Raw genomic sequence first — 15,171 nt, forward strand, 5'->3', positions numbered from 1 at the left:
ATTCCGAAAAAATCAAACTCACTCTTTCTTTTTTGGGGTCATCAAAGCGATATTCGTCGTGCCGCTCGGGACTTCGGCAACGGCCGCGCTCACGCGTATTTTGGCGACTTCATCGATGCATCGATCCTCGAGATGCGATAGGCGATGAAGTAACGCGAGGAATCGATCGGCGGCTTCGACGCGGCGACGCCGATTGACATATTTATCTTTTGAGCATGGAAATAAATGCGCCAACTCAATCCGAGAAAATCCGTTCCGCCGCGGCCCACGGTGACATATTTAATGCGGTTCACGCGTACGGACCAGACTTGCGCTTGTAGAGCATGGGCGAGGATTTCGAGGTCGAACCCAGTTGCCTTCGCGTCATGCCCGATATCGTTCAGGGACGGTTCGCCGGGGTCGTTGCGCCGGACAGCGGCCGTCGCGGTGTATCGGCAATGTGCGGAAGCGCGCCAGGCCTTCGGCGATGGCCGCGCGGAGCGTGTGGAAGGTTGGGCTGGTCGCGAGCATGGCCTGACAGTTGACGGAATCGCTCCACGTGCGCATGAAACGTGTGCGCTTCTCATTTTTTGCTCACTTGCAAATGCCGATGCGAAGGTAGCGTAGTCGGATCGCGGTTGGATTCCCAAGTATTCAAGCCGGTATGACGAAAGCGAGCGCGATGCAACGAATTCGAGTCGATGCGGCTACGGCGGCAAGGTCGTAGATAGTCGGCCCTGAACAATTCGTTTTGTCGCGCAGATGAAGCTACGCCGCCGACGGCGCAGCGGCTCGGAAGCTGAGCAAAGCGACGAGAATCAGGGCGTAAAAAAGCCGCAGGTTGCGCAGGATCATCCGCAGGTTGTGGCCAGCGCCGCACAGCACCGCATGAATCGCATCGCCCAACGAACCCTTGAGCCAATTTCGATCGAGCTTGCCGTCGGCCTTCATGTGCCCGATGGCCGGTTCGATTGCGCTGCGACGCCGGATCATTGCTCGCAGGCCGCGTGTGATACCGCGTCGCAAACCTGGGTGATAGACCTTCACACCATCGACGGCGACGCCCTTGTAGCCGCGGTCGACGACGGCGATCTCCGGCTGCACATCGCTCAGGATCGCCGCTTGTTCTAACGCTTCGGCCAACGTGTGCCCGTCGTATGGATTGCCCGGCATTGAACGAGCTCCGACTACCAGACCTTCCTTGTGCGTCGTGGTGATCGACACCTTCACGCCAAATTCGTACGGCTTGCGCGCTTTGCCTTTCGCCAGGCACTCCACTTCCGGCGCGTGCAGCGCATACAGCTTGTTTTTGTCCTTCTGCTTCTGCGTGAGAATCCGCTTCGTGCGGCTGATCAAGTCTTCCAACTCCGCGCGACTTTGCTGAACAACGCCTTCCAGTTGCCGCTCCACGTCACGCATCACGCGCCCCACTCGTGAACGCAAAGTGCGCAGCGCCTTCTTCATCCGCTTGTACTGCTTCGCATGCGCATAGCGCCCGATCTGGCCCGCCAGACGCGGCGCTTCGCGGTTGTAGTTCTGCCGCAGCTTCAGCCCGTGCTGGGCGGCGGCCTTCACCAGATGTTCCCGGCAACGTTCGAGCAGGCGCGAATCGGTGGGATGCGCAATCGCCTTTTCCATCACCGTCGTATCGACAATCACCCGCTTCAGGCTCGTCGTCTTGATGACCTTTGCGCGTTTGGCCGCTTCGATCGTCTCAGCCAACAGTTCTTCAACGCCGGCTTCGCCCAGGCGCTTACGCCAGCGCGTCAGGCTCGACGGATCGATCGGCGGTTTCGTCTGCAAGTACGTCTCGCCGGTGAACACTTGCCAGTACGGGTTCTCCAGCCATTGCCAGACGACCTCTTCATCCGACAGGTCGAACGCGTGCTGCAAGTACAGCAGCCCTGCGATCAAACGCGGCGACGTTGCCGGTCGGCCACGAGACGATGCGAAACTCGCACTCATCGTCGTGCTCAACCGAGCCCAGTCGATCAGATCGGCCAGGCGAATCAACGGATGCTTCAGATTGATCTGCTCGCGCAGCGGTTGGCGGAAGAAATCTCCCTCTGTCACCGGCAACTTCGGACCCATCCACACCTCGTCAGGATTTGCAGGATTCACGCGTCAATATGCCTGCTTCCTGCAAATCCAACAACACCGTTTCGGCCTCACCGCCTTTCCGTATAAGCCGTCCAGGATTGTTCAGGTTCGACTAGATAGCGGGCACCGGCTATCTGCCTACGTCGGCTGGCCCGATTCATCTGGCGGCGGACCATCGACTGCCGCTCACGTCAGGTCGTGGGTGGGCGGATGAAAACAAAGCCGGCGCGTGAGTTCATGCTGACGTGCTGCACATTGCCGGGGCGTGCCGCAAGCGGTCGCGAACCATGCTCGCGCCAAGTGTGAGCGAGCCGTGCCGCGACATGTGTCATCGGCTCATTGGCGCGGGGGCGTTTGCGGTTGTCGCTGCGGCGGCAACGGCCAGTTGTCGCTACGGCTTCCGCCCGTCGGCGAATTTCACGTGCTCATCGCGCATGAGCATCATCACGAAATCGGCAACGCTGTTTCCGTCCGGGATGCGCCGCGCGCCGTCGGCTGCGCGCGTACGGATGGAGCGCAGCGTGGTCTGACTGCAGCGCAGCGTGTAAATCGAACATCTCGAGCCGACGGTCGCAGCCGCTTACCGCGTAGTCGTGACCTTCGCTTCGCGCGGTCTTCGGTGCGTCGATGAATTCGCGGTGCCGCGCCCACGGCAACTCGTTCGCGGCGAAGCGCAGCGCGGTGCGCTGTCCGGACTTGCGCGTCGCGTTCGGATCCCCGCATGTCACGAACCACCAATAGGCGCTGCTAGAAGTACGTTCAGCACGACAATCCCCACGAACGCGAGCTTCCAGAATGCCGATCCAATCACGGCCCGGCCGACGCCCGATTGGATGAAGCCCGTCGTCGGATGGATCGCGTCGTGCCGTGGCAGGCTTCCTTGCAGTCTTTCGACAATCGGTTCACCAATGTCTCATCGGCTCGGCTCTTCCGGATGTCCAGGCAAGCGGCTTGCCGCAAGAGTCGATATGCACTCGGGATATTTGGAAACCATCTCCAAGTTGACGCGTTGAGCATGGCGAGGGCATTTTTATGTTGCGCAGGATGATTTTATTTTGTTATAAATATAATAAGTTAATTGTTTTGGTGGAGGTGTTCGATGGATTGAATTTTAAATATATTATTGGTATATTTTTCCAATATACTCGAGCCTATATCCATGTCTGTAGACGGAGCGCAATATGACAAGATTGCAGCGTGTTAATCCTAATTTTTGCCTGATGCGATAAATGTGGGTGTCGAGCGTGCGAAAGCTTGCCTCGTCGGGCGGGCGTCCCCAAACGAGAGAAACCATCTTGTCTCGCGGCACGACCTGTCCGAGATTCTGGGCAAGTAATTCGACGATCTCGTATTCCTTGGGGGATAGTGATATTTTTTCGCGATGAAGGTAGACTGTTTTTTCGATTGTTTGGATTTTATATGGGCCAATTTCCATCAATTCGGGCCGAGTGTGAATTTCGCGGGATCGTCGATATAGCGCCTTCACGCGCGCGACGAATTCTTGCTCCCTGGGGGGCTTGGTCACGTAATCATCGGCGCCGGCCTCCAATGCCGTAACGACATCCGACTCGAGAACCGCATTCGTCAATATGAGGACCGGGACGGTAGCGTGGTTCTTTCGTATCCAGGCCAGAACTTCAAGTCCGTCGAGATCTGGCAATCGTCTGTCGAGAATGACCAAATCCGGAGTCATTCGATGAATCTCGCGAAATGCTCGCTCGCCATCAAGCAATATCTTCACTTCCCATCCGTGTCTCGCCAAAATTGACTGGTAGTATTGAGCTTGAATTTCGTCATCCTCGACCAAGTAAATAACCACCTGCTACCTCGTGCTGTTTGATGCTCTTGTTTCATTGATTTAGACATCAATTTTGATTGAAATCGAATCGTCTGATATGGACTTATTTTTTATATTAACTAAGATATTTCAGTGTTTATGGATGTGCGGATTTTGGGGCATTGGTGAGTGCTTCAATGATTTCTATGATGATGGCGTTGGTGAGGGTGCAGTAATTGCTTGGAAAGCTCGAACCCTCTCGGCAATGCGTTGTCTCGATGTTCGCAATATGGCATATGTGCCCCTATTTTTTTGATACCGCCGACATTTATTCGCGCGGCGAAAGCGAGCGCATCCTCGGCCGTGCGCTATGCGACTTCGCGGTGCGAAACGACATCGTGATCGCGACAAAGGCATTCTTTCCGACAAGCGACGCGCCCAACGCGCGGGGACTGTCGCGCAAGCATCTGTTTGCAGGCATCGACGCATCGCTCAAGCGTCTCGGTACCGACCACGTCGATCTCTTCGTGATTCATCGCTTCGATCCGGAAACGCCGATGGAAGAAACGCTGGATGCGCTCGACGCGATCGTGCGCAGCGGCAAGGCGCGCTATCTCGGCGCGTCGTCGATGCATGCATGGCAACTGATGAAGATGCTCGCGTATCAGCGGCATCACGGGTTGGCTCCGTTCGTCTCGATGCAGAGTCAATACAATCTCATTTGCCGCAGCGACGAATATGAAATGTTGCCGATGTGCATCGGCGAGGGCGTCGCGTATACGCCGTGGTCGCCGCTCGGCCGAGGGTTGCTGGCGGGGTCGCGCCGAACCGGCACGCTGCGCGCGGACACCGATCGGCAGATGGTCGACTGGTACGGCGGGCGAAGCGACGTGGCGGCGGCCGTCGCGGCGGTCGAACGGCTGGCAGGCGCACGCGGCGTGCCGCCTGCGCAGATCGCGCTCGCGTGGGTGCTGCGGCGTCCGGGCGTAACTGCGCCGATCGTCGGCTTGTCGAAGCCGCACCATGTATCCGACGCGCTCGCTGCGCTCGCGCTCGAACTGTCCGACGACGAGATCGCCATGCTGGACGGCACGACGGAGAACAGCCTCGACGTCGCGCAATGGTGAGCGTGGCGTGCGGGTTCGCGCGGCGCTCGTCTTGTCGCAAGTCCTTCCGCTTCGCGCGTACGAAGGAAACAACGGCGCGCGACGCCAGGATCGATCGCGAAGGAACTGGTGGGGCGTGGCCGTTTGGACGACCGATCCGTCAATGCGCTTGGCCTGCCGCCGAGTATCGCCGGCGGCGGCGAACAGCGCTCGCGTTTTCCACAACACCGTTCGATTCACGCTTCTCGCTTCGATGACGCTTGTTCCGCTTTGATCATTCGCCGATCACCGGCGTGATCGACGCGATGCGGCAAAGCCGCAGCTTCATCCTGCTCGACGGCGGGAACGACGAGGTCGGCGCGTTCGGCGTGACGATCGTCGACGTGACGGACATCGGCATCGCGCAGGATGTGCTGCGGAATCGGGAGAAGCGGCTGACCGAAGCGCTCGCCGAGCTGACCGCGAGCCATGTGGAGCTGTTCGAGCTGAACCGCCAGCTCGCCGTCGGCATCGTGCTCGAGATCAACAATCCGGTGCAAGCCCGTGCGCATCGGCGCCTTCCGCGCGTATTGCATCGACCGAATCCGCCGTGATCACATGTTCTCGCGGACACCGATTGGATGAGCGACGCGCTGGCGAACCGGCTCCCCCGATCGGTATTGGCGATGCACGGTCTCCGTGGCGGGCGGCGTGCGCGGGCTCGCCGGCGGCAATCCCGGTGGCGGCCCGGTGTCCGCCAGATTGAACGTCGGCATCGAAACGGGACACTGGAAAGTCTTCAGCACGTTGCTGGTCAACGGATTGGCGACGCTGCCGGTACTCGCGATGTCGAGCACGGCCCTGCGGCCGTCGAAGTCAAGCGCGACGCGCGAGCGCCCGGGCGTCGCCGTTTCGATCAGATGCCCCTTCTGCAACAGGCGCAGCAGCGCCCATGGGCCGTCCGTCGAGACCGTCGACGTGTCGGGCCGGATGCGCGGGCTCGCCGTGATCTCCACATGGACGCCGCCGCGCGGTCCCGGCCAGCTCACCGTAAATGGGGCAACGGGACCGTGCTGATAGAGCGTCGTCTGTCCGTCGACATCGATCATCAGGCTCGTGATCGTAGGGTCCAGTTCAGGCGTCCGGATGTCGGCCTTCCAGGCGAGTTGCTTCTCGCCCGGATCGCCGAAAAAGATCTCGCGGATCGCCTTGGCATGCTGGAACGGTTCGAGATCGGGGCCCTGCACCGGTTCGGTCGCGCCGGGCAGCGTCTTGTAGCGCCACGGCCTCGTAGACGTATCGACGAACGGCGCGAGCGTCTTCGTGAAGAAGTCGTCGATGACGCCGCCCCGCGCGAACACGCGTGTGAAATCGTCGATGCGCACGTCGCGCTTGCTGTCGGTTGCAAACGGATAGTTGCCCTCGATCGTGAGCCGGCAGGTGTCGCCGACCATCGCCTCCATCTGGCGCGACAGCAGTTGGCCGATCCCCCGGTTCACCTCTCGCGAGCCCTCTATCGAGAGTTCGAGCAGCACCGCACGAAAGGGCGCCGGCATCGTGTTCGCGGCCATCTTCAGTTTCGCCGCGGCGTCGCTTGCGGGCGGCATGCTGTTGTTGGAAAGGGCGTCGTCCGCCACGGTCAGTGCGGTGTAATAGTCGTTCAGCAGGTTCGCCACGCCGTCGAGGCCGGTCTTGCCCGCCTGCGCGGCGGAGGGGGGTGTTTCCGTCCGGGCCTCCGCGCTGCCCGTCACCATTTCGCGCAAGCCGGCGAAACGACTGTCGACCAGCTCGCGCTCGACGCGCTCCTCGGCGCGAATGCCGAGCGCCTTGTCCGCTTTCTGGCTCAGCGAGTCGGTCGCCTTTTGCAGGACGGAACGGTCCGCCTGGGCGATGGGCTGCGTGAGTGTCGTTTCGTGGACCGCCGCGCGCGCGAGCCGTGCGAGCGGCGAATCCGGTGCGGCGAAGCTTCGCAGGACCAGCAGGTTGAAGGCGAGACTCGTGCCTGTCACCGTGCGGATGTCGCCGAGAAAGGCATCCCATTGCTGTGCGTATTCCATCAGGTATTGCCGGCGGATGGCTTCAGTCAGCGGATCGTCGGTATCCGCCGCCGCGCGCCCGATTGCAGTCGTTTTTTTTTGAGCCTCGCCCAGATAGGCGCGGCCCATGACCCACGCGTCGTCGTCGCGCGCGATCTGCACGAACTCGGGCAGACGCTTGTCGAACACGCGCCGATAGCCGTCGAACGTGAAGAGGCCCGGCACGCCGCGCGAGAGCGGCGCGTCGCTCGCGCGTGCGAAGACCGTCCCGGCCTGCGGGCCGACGGCCTTGAGCAGCGTGAACTCGTCCGGCGCTTCCTTCTGCATCGCCGCCTTCGCGCGCTCGTAGAGCCGCTGGGTCGCGTTGCTGCCGTCGAGAAACGCACGCGCCTGCTGGATCAACCCGTCGTTACGGATCAGCGGGGACTGCACGGCACGCTCGCCGGAGAAGAGCTGCTCGACGTGGGCGATCATCGATGCGCGACCGCCGAACACCGCCGCGCTGTCGGTCTTGGCCCAGTCGTCGAGCACCCACGCTTCGACCTGGGCGGCGTCGAACTTTGCCTTGTCGTACAGCATCAGGTAGACGCGCAGCGCATCGTAGGCGGCCTTCGGGTTCCTGCCGGCGATCGACTGAGCAAGGACCGCTTCGATGCGCTTCACGATCTGCGGCAGCAGCAGGGTGTCCTCCAGTGCGTCGTAGGTGCGATGGCTTTCGGCGACGATGTCGGGCGGTGTGTACAGGCCGAAGCGCCAGGCGCCGTCCGGGTTCGACAGGTCGAGACCCGGGTACGCGGGGAGGTGGCGCGCTTCGGTCAGCGCATCGGGCACCGCCTCGGGCTTGGGCGCCTTGTATAGCTGGCTGACCCGGGATGCGAGCGCCGCCGTCTTGTGCCCGATCGCGTCGAGATAATCGCCGTTGTTGCTCATGCTGATGCGCAGGCCGATCGCCAGCCACCCGAACAGCAGCAGCGCGAGCGCGTGGCCGATGAGACACAGCGTGCGAGAGCGATATTCCCACCGCAGATTGGGGTGTACCAGATGCGCGTCCGGAAACACGATCTTCGTCAATGGATCGTGGAGGAAGAAGCTCTGGCTGCCTTCGTGCCGCGGCGCGAGCGTGGCCGTGGCCGGCACGCGTCCGATGGCGGCCGCGAGACGCTGCGCCACGGTGCGCGGTTCCGCCGCGATCTCCCCGCCGGTTTGGGCGGCGCTCGTGAAATACACGCCGCGCAGCGTCGAGTGGCGCTGCGTATCGTCATAGCGGGAATCGAGGAACACGCGGTTGATCAGTTCGCCGAGCGTGTGCGTCAGCACGAGGAACTCTTCGGCAAAGGCGGCGAGCCGGCGGCGTCTGAGCGTTTCGTGTTCCTCCAGCAGACGTGCATTGACGCCGGCGGCGAGCCTCGCGGCCAGTTCGCCCAGTTCCTCGGTGCAGCGAGCATGGACGCCCTCGTTTGCAATGGTTTCCTTGCCGTACGGGAGCGTGAAACCCCAGGTCTGGGCACGGCCTTCCGTCGTCAGCGAGCTGAAGTATTCACTGAAGCCCGGCAACCGGTCCATCTTCGTGATCAGCAGATAGACGGGAAAACGGATGCCCAGCTCCGTGCGCAGATCGGCGAGCCGTGCGCGCAATGCGGCGGCTTCGGCAATGCGCGCGTTCTCGTCGACGCTCGTCAGTTCGGCCACGTCGACGGTGAGCAGCGCGCCGTTGATCGGCGCGCGGGGACGGTGCTTGCGCAGCATGCGCAGAAAGCCGAGCCACTCCGCCTGGTCGACGATCTGCCGCCACGTGCTTTCCTCGCCAGGCGGGAAGTCGGCACTTGCCGTGTTTGCCGAGGCCGCAGCGGCAGCGCGGCCTTCACCGGTCGTCTGGCCCTCCGAATGGCGGGCGTGGGGCTTGCCCGCGGATTCGGCGCCGTCCGGATGCCCGGACGAAGCCGGGACGGGCGGTTGCGGCAATGCATGCCGCGAGGTGCCGTGACGCGTGTAATGGCCCGCCGTGTCGATCAGGACCGCGTCGTTGGTCAGCCACCAATCCACGGCCCCGCTCTGGTTCGCCAGCCTGGCCGTCGCCCGTTGCATCTGCGCGGCCAGCGGGAACGACAGCCCGGCGTTGAGCAGCGCGCTCGTCTTGCCCGATGCCCCCGAACCGAGCGTGATGAACCACGGCAGTTCGTACAGGTAGCGCTTGCCCTGGAAGAGGCGCCCGAGTCCGCGGGCGCCGGTGCGCATCGCCTTCAGCCGCGCGAGCGCGCCGGCGACCGCCGCATTGACCTTGGCCAGTTGGCCGGCTGCGGGCGACGCGTGCTTCTTGCTGCCGAACTCGATCAGGTTCTTGAGAAAGTCCGCGTCCGTGCGCATCTTCTGCAAGAGCCGGAACGCCAGGTGGATCAGAAATGCCGTGAGGACGACCGCGATCGCAATCACCCGCGCAGATTCCGGTACGAAGGGCGTTGCGTGTCCGAACGCAAGAAGCGGCGACGCATGCCAGATCAGCAGGCACAGCAGCGCCACGAACACGACGCTGGTCGACCAGTCCGCGAGCCACAGCAGCACGCCGGCCAGCAGCAGCGCGATCACGAGGATTCGCATGCCCGCGCCCGCGAGCGGCTTGAGGCCCCCGAACGCGACAAACGGGCCGACGAACCAGATCAGCAGCGCGACGAGCAGCAGCGCGACGAAGGAGAGGAACTGGCGCGACACCAGAAAGGACAGGAACTTGTTCATGTCGAGGTTCCGAATGGTCCGGCGGGGAGTTAGTACGCAACCGTGATTTCGACGCGGCGGTTCAGCGCGCGGCCTTGCACGGTTCCGTTGTCGCCGATCGGGCCCGTGTCGCCCTTGCCGATTGACTCCAGGCGGCTCGCCGGCACGCCTGCGCTCTGGAGCATCTGCATGACCTGAGTCGCGCGCTCCTCGGACAGCGCCTCGTTCGATGCGAACTGACGGCTTTTGATCGGCACGTTGTCGGTGTAGCCCGTCACCGTCACCTTGCCCGGCATCTTGACGATCTCGCCCGCGATCTTCGCGATCAGCGGTCCCATCGCCGAATTCACGGCCGCCGCGCCCGGCGGGAACATCGCATCGCCGCGAAAGGTCACCGAGCCGTGGCCGCTGTCTTCGTCGACGCTGACCGTACCCGCGGCAATCTCGTTCCCGAGCAATGCCTTGAGACGCAGCGCGGGCGGAGCAGGGGGCGGCGTCATGCGGCCGATGTCGGCGATCCGCTGTTGCACGTCGGCGCTGCGGGTCGAGAGCACGTATTTGAAATAGCCGAACAGGCCGAGCAGGATCAGCGACAGCACGACGACCGTGATCCAGACGGGGAAGTCGTAGAACGAGACGCGCCCGCCCCTGGCGTCGGACTGCCAATGCGGCGAAAGGGCGACGGACACCGCGCCGCGTCGAGACGCGATCTCGTTGTGGAGCCGCTGGCGGACGGTCTCGTGCTTGCGCTGGCCGTCGGCTTCGTACCGGTAGCGGCCTTCGAAGCCGAGGCTCAGGAGCCGGTACACGACTTCGAGCAGATCGAGGTGTTCCTGCGGCGAGCTCATGAGTCGTCCGATCAGCAGATAGACCTTGTCGCCGCCCTGCCGGTCCTCGTGAAACGAGGTGGCGAGCCCTTCGCTGATCCAGGTGCCGAGGCTGCTTTCGCCCGACCTGGCCCACGAGGTTTGCATGGCCGCTTCGTCGAGCGCCGTGCAAAGGCAGTAGCGCGCGCCGAGCATGTGATCGCGGCGGATGTTCGCCTGATCGCAGAGCCGCTGGAACAGGCGCACTTCCTGTTCGAGCAGCAGGCGCAACTGCTGGATGCCTTCGCGATCGAGCTGGTCGGGCATGTCGGCCAACGCCCGCAGCAGAGGCCGGGCCGCTTCCAGCAGCGGGTTCGGCGCGGCCTTGATCGCGGCGAGGCGGGCAGCGGGCGACTCCGCGGCCGGGGCGCGCGTGGTGCCGCCGCGCTGCGCAAACGGCGTCACGGCGAGATCGATCGGTTCCGGTGCGGCCCTATCCGGACGATGCACGGCTTCTGAGGTCACTGGTATTCCCCGGTTCGTTTCATTCATCCAAGCGACCGGCGCACGCAGTCCGGTCGCGCTTCGTACATGCCGTTATCCCCGAATGCCCCACAGCTCGAGCTTCAGCGACGGAAATTCGCCCGCGACGTGCAACGCGAGCCCGCCGTGACGCGAGACTTCTTCCCACAACGGTCCGGTTCGCGTGAGTTCGTAATAGACGTAGCCCGCGTTGAACGGAATCTGCCGCGGCGGCACCGGCAGCGCCTGCAGCGCGATGCCGGACAGATGGCTGCGCACCAGGTCCGGGAGGCGCTCGGACGGCCCCGCCTTCGCCTGCGCGGCAAACTGCTGCTGCAGGATGTCGGGCGGCATCTGCGCGTGCACCGCGAGTACGACCGCGCTGAAGCCCTGCATGTCGGCCGGGTCGACCACGGCATTGAGCATTCCGTGTCCCTGATCGGTGAGCACGATGCTTTGCGCGCTGCGCACGAGCACGGCGTTGAGCAGCCGATGTGCATCGTCGACGACGGGCTTCAGGCACAGGTGCGGCGCGACGTGCTGATACGGCGGATGCGTGTCGAGCGGCCGGCGCGTGTCGGTCCGCACATAGGTCGACAGCTCGCCCGCCATGCAGACGAGCAGCGCATACAGCTCGGCGGGCGAGGTGGTCGGCACCCGCTGCAGATGCTGCAGAAGCGGCTCGTAGCGGTTGAGCGTTTGCAGCAGCAGGTAGTCGGACACTTCGGCCGTCGAGCCGGCCTTGCCGTCCGCGCCCGTCAGGCGTTCGGCGAGTGCGTTCGCGCGCAGGTGCGTGAGGTCGTGGATCTTCGCGAGCCAGCTCGCGAGCGTATCGCTCGCGCCGTAGCCGACCACGGGCGGAATCAGCGTGTCGTCGAGCTCGATGCTGGCGTCGGCGCGGATCGTCTTCACGCGCGTCAGCGCAAGGCCGATCCACGCGTCCGTCAGCTCCTTCTCCGGAACCAGCCGCAGACGCAGGTTCGATAGCTGAACGGTCTTCGGCCCTTGCCCGATCGAGTTCGTATCGCGCAGGTCGGTATCGAACACGACGTAGCGGGCGAGCGACTCGGCGGCATCGTCGAACGCGGTTTCCTCTCCGTTCGGCACGCGGATCGGCACCGCGAGATAGATCAACTGGTCCAGATGCTCGGGCCGGATCGTGAGCGGCGCGGGCGGGGGCGTGCTGCCCGGCGCGTCGAACGGCGTGCCGTCGGCGAATACGCCGCTGGCCGATTTGACGACTATCTTGCCGAGCGCCGGCGCCTCGGTATCGAGGCTGAAGTGGCTGAAACCGAAGAAAAACGGTGAGAGCGGCGCCGCGCGCTTGTGCGCATAGTGTTCGAGGTAGCGCTCCTGCTGCTGGAACAGTTGCGGGCGCATGAACAGTCCCTCGCTCCAGACGACCTTGTTATGCCAGCTCATGGTTTCGTTCCGCCGTTCATGTCATTTTCCGGTTTCGGTGACCTTGATCGCATGGGTGTCCAGATCGATGGTCAGTTTCAGCTTCGGCGACGAGAAGCGGTACCAGGCCGCATCCGGCGCGGGCGGCAGCCGGTAGACCGCGCGCCAGACCGCGTTCGGCAAATCGCGGTAGGCCGCGACGATGCCGATTGCGGTCGTCGCCGGATCGGCGTTGCGCCGGATCGTCCGGCGCTCGCCCGGGCGAAGCAGGAACCGGTCGCGCGTCACGAGATCGTCGGCCAGCACGGTCTTCTCGTTGTCCTGCAGCGTGAAGAAGTCGGCGGCGTTGAATGCGCCGTCGGTCTTCAGTTCATAGATGCCGACGACGATCGGCGCGGCTCGGTTTCGATCGTCCGGATTGACGGTAGGCGCGGCGTTCACGATCAGGTCGAGACGGATCGGTTCCTTCGGCTTGGGGGGGCCGCTCGCACATGCGGCGAACATCAGCGCGAACGCGACGACGGTAACGGGAGTGGGCGGGCGCATTCAGGTGTACGGTGCAGGAGGGATTCGATCGAAGGCGGGCGCTGCCCGGCGGGCGTCGTCGACGTTCGCCGGGCTCGCGACCCCGCCGCTCAAGCTTCCTTGTTGCCCTTGATGTCGAAGCTGGTCGTGACGGCGCCGCCGCTGCCGCCCTGCGCGTTCTGCACGACATACTCCTGCTTGACCTTCGCGAACGACAGCGACACCGTTTCGCGGCTGCGCTCCGCATCTGTCCTGCTGCCGGACGGCTTCACCCGCGTGACGATCACGTCGCTCATCGTGAGCTTCAGGTACTCGAGCGGGTTGCCGCCGGCCTTGCGCATGACGAGCACGGCCTGGTCGACGTGCTTGCCGGTCAGCGCGTACTTCATCAGATTCGGGCTGGCGCGGTCGATCGCATGTTCGAACGTGAGGTCCTTGACGCTCGCCTTGCCGGCGCCGCCGCCGCTGCCGGCGTGCATCGTGGATGCCTGCTCGATTTCCCAGTCCCAGTTCAGGACTTCGATTTCGTCCTTGTGACTGTCGTCGAGCGATTCGCCGTTGATGCCGTCGATCTTCAAAAAAATATCCTGAGCCATGTCGTTGCTCTCTCATGTGGATGACAAAAACAGCCGGTTTCGCGGCGCGCCGCGCGCGGTCAGCCCGCGACGAGTCCGCGATATGTCCGCGAAACCGGCCAGCCAGGGATGCCGGCCCGCAATCGCTCAGGCGGCTTCCTTGATCGACGGCAGCTTCGCAACCAGCCGCAGCGACACGGTCAGGCCTTCGAGCTGGAAGTGCGGCCGCAGGAAGAATTTCGCCTTGTAGTAGCCGGGGTTGCCTTCCGCTTCCTCGACGACCACTTCGGCGGCCGCGAGCGGTCGGCGCGCCTTCGTGTCCTGCGACGAGTTCGCCGGGTCCGCATCGACGTAGTTCATGATCCATTCGTTCAGCCAGCGCTGCATGTCCTCACGCTCCTTGAACGCGCCGACCTTGTCGCGCACGATGCACTTCAGGTAGTGCGCGAAGCGCGAGCACGCGAAGAGATAGGGCAGGCGCGCCGACAGGTTGGCGTTGGCGGTTGCGTCGGCATCGTCGTATTCAGCCGGCTTGTGCAGCGACTGCGCGCCGATGAAGGTCGCATGGCCGGTGTTCTTGCGGTGAACGAGCGGAATGAAGCCGTTCTTCGAGAGCTCGGCCTCGCGACGGTCGGAAATCGCGATCTCGGTCGGGCATTTCATGTCGACGCCGCCGTCGTCGGTCGGGAACGTGTGGCACGGCAGGTTCTCGACCGTGCCGCCGGACTCGACGCCGCGGATCAGCGAGCACCAGCCGTACTGCCTGAACGACCGGTTGATGTTCACGCCCATCGCATAGGCGGCGTTCGTCCACGCATAGCGGCGGTGATCGGCGCCGTTCGTGTCTTCCTCGAAATCGAACTCGTCGACCGGATTGGTCTGCACGCCGTACGGCAGGCGCGACAGGAAGCGCGGCATCGCGAGGCCGATGTAGCGCGCATCGTCCGTGTTGCGCAGCGAATTCCACGACGCGTATTCGAGGTTCTGCGTGAAGATCTTCGTGAGATCGCGCGGATTCGCGAGCTCCTGCCACGATTCCATCTGCAGCACCGACGGCGACGCGCCGGAAATGAACGGCGTGTGCGCGGACGCGGCCACCTTCGCGATCGAGCCGAGCAGGTCGACGTCCGGCGGCGTGTGGTCGAAGTAGTAATCGGCCATCAGGCAGCCGTACGGCTCGCCGCCGAGCTGGCCGTATTCCTCTTCGTAGATCTGCTTGAAGAGCGGGCTCTGGTCCCACGCCAGGCCCTTGTAGCGTCGCATGGTGCGGCGCAGCTCTTCTTTCGAGATGTCGATGAAGCGGATCTTCAGGCGCTCGTCGGTTTCGGTGTTCGACACCATGTGGTGCAATCCGCGCCACGCCGACTCGATCTTCTGAAAATCCTCGTGATGGAGGATCAGATTGATCTGCTCGGAGAGCTTGTGATCGATCTGCGCGATGATGGCGGCGATGCTCTTGTAGGCATCGTCGCTGATCTTGGCGGACTGCTGCAGCGCCTGTTCGGCGAGCGTGCGGACTGCGTACTCGACGGCTTCGCGGGCCTGTTCGGTCTTCGGCTTGAACTCGTGCGTGAGTAGACGCGCGAAGTCCGATGCCGGTTGCGCTTCGGCGACAGGCGTCTGCGTTTGCGGTTTTTTCATGATTCGCTCCTCGGG

The 15,171-nt window shown here is 63.4% G+C and carries 10 protein-coding genes and 1 pseudogene; 2 read left to right on the forward strand and 9 right to left on the reverse strand.

Annotated features, from left to right (window positions below; genetic code table 11):
• Positions 1–89: 89 nt before the first annotated feature.
• From WS70_RS31820 to WS70_RS23195, 3 genes are all read right to left on the reverse strand, one after another.
• Entirely contained in the window at positions 90–293 is a 204-nt protein-coding gene (locus tag WS70_RS31820) for a hypothetical protein (RefSeq protein ID WP_156438261.1), read from the reverse strand.
• A gap of 454 nt (positions 294–747) precedes the next feature.
• The gene (locus WS70_RS23185) at positions 748–2,070 is read right to left on the reverse strand and encodes an IS5 family transposase (protein ID WP_059474209.1); all 1,323 of its coding nucleotides are present in this window, start codon (positions 2,068–2,070) and stop codon (positions 748–750) included.
• Positions 2,071–3,199: 1,129 nt separating this feature from the next.
• Entirely contained in the window at positions 3,200–3,898 is a 699-nt protein-coding gene (locus WS70_RS23195; RefSeq protein ID WP_059598447.1) for a response regulator transcription factor, read from the reverse strand.
• Between the two features lie 254 nt (positions 3,899–4,152).
• Here WS70_RS23195 and WS70_RS23200 point away from each other — a divergent pair, with 254 nt between their 5' ends.
• Positions 4,153–4,983, forward strand: a complete 831-nt coding sequence (locus WS70_RS23200; protein WP_226382952.1) for an aldo/keto reductase — start codon at positions 4,153–4,155, stop codon at positions 4,981–4,983.
• A gap of 239 nt (positions 4,984–5,222) precedes the next feature.
• Positions 5,223–5,498, forward strand: a pseudogene (locus WS70_RS23205) (hypothetical protein); the annotation flags it as partial.
• A 57-nt stretch (positions 5,499–5,555) separates the two neighbouring features.
• On the opposite strand, the gene tssM reads toward WS70_RS23205, so the two are convergent.
• The 6 genes from tssM to tssC all read right to left on the reverse strand — a co-directional run bounded on the left by tssM (position 5,556) and on the right by tssC (position 15,156).
• On the reverse strand, positions 5,556–9,707 hold the full coding sequence (tssM, locus tag WS70_RS23210; protein WP_059598445.1) for a type VI secretion system membrane subunit TssM: 4,152 nt from the start codon (positions 9,705–9,707) through the stop codon (positions 5,556–5,558).
• A 29-nt stretch (positions 9,708–9,736) separates the two neighbouring features.
• Positions 9,737–11,002, reverse strand: coding sequence for a type VI secretion system protein TssL, long form (gene tssL, locus WS70_RS23215; protein WP_059598444.1), 1,266 nt, complete (start codon positions 11,000–11,002; stop codon positions 9,737–9,739).
• An 87-nt stretch (positions 11,003–11,089) separates the two neighbouring features.
• Positions 11,090–12,436 (reverse strand): type VI secretion system baseplate subunit TssK, encoded by a 1,347-nt coding sequence (gene tssK / locus WS70_RS23220; RefSeq protein ID WP_059472370.1) that lies wholly within the window; start codon positions 12,434–12,436, stop codon positions 11,090–11,092.
• A 21-nt stretch (positions 12,437–12,457) separates the two neighbouring features.
• Positions 12,458–12,961: a type VI secretion system lipoprotein TssJ gene (gene tssJ / locus WS70_RS23225; protein ID WP_059472371.1), complete on the reverse strand. Its 504-nt coding sequence runs from the start codon at positions 12,959–12,961 to the stop codon at positions 12,458–12,460.
• Positions 12,962–13,050: 89 nt separating this feature from the next.
• On the reverse strand, positions 13,051–13,536 hold the full coding sequence (locus tag WS70_RS23230; RefSeq protein ID WP_059472372.1) for an Hcp family type VI secretion system effector: 486 nt from the start codon (positions 13,534–13,536) through the stop codon (positions 13,051–13,053).
• Positions 13,537–13,662: 126 nt separating this feature from the next.
• A complete protein-coding gene (gene tssC / locus WS70_RS23235) occupies positions 13,663–15,156 on the reverse strand; it encodes a type VI secretion system contractile sheath large subunit (RefSeq protein WP_059472373.1) in 1,494 nt (497 codons plus the stop codon).
• Positions 15,157–15,171 lie beyond the last annotated feature (15 nt).

It is taken from the genome of Burkholderia mayonis (assembly GCF_001523745.2).
Classification (GTDB): Bacteria; Pseudomonadota; Gammaproteobacteria; order Burkholderiales; family Burkholderiaceae; genus Burkholderia; species Burkholderia mayonis.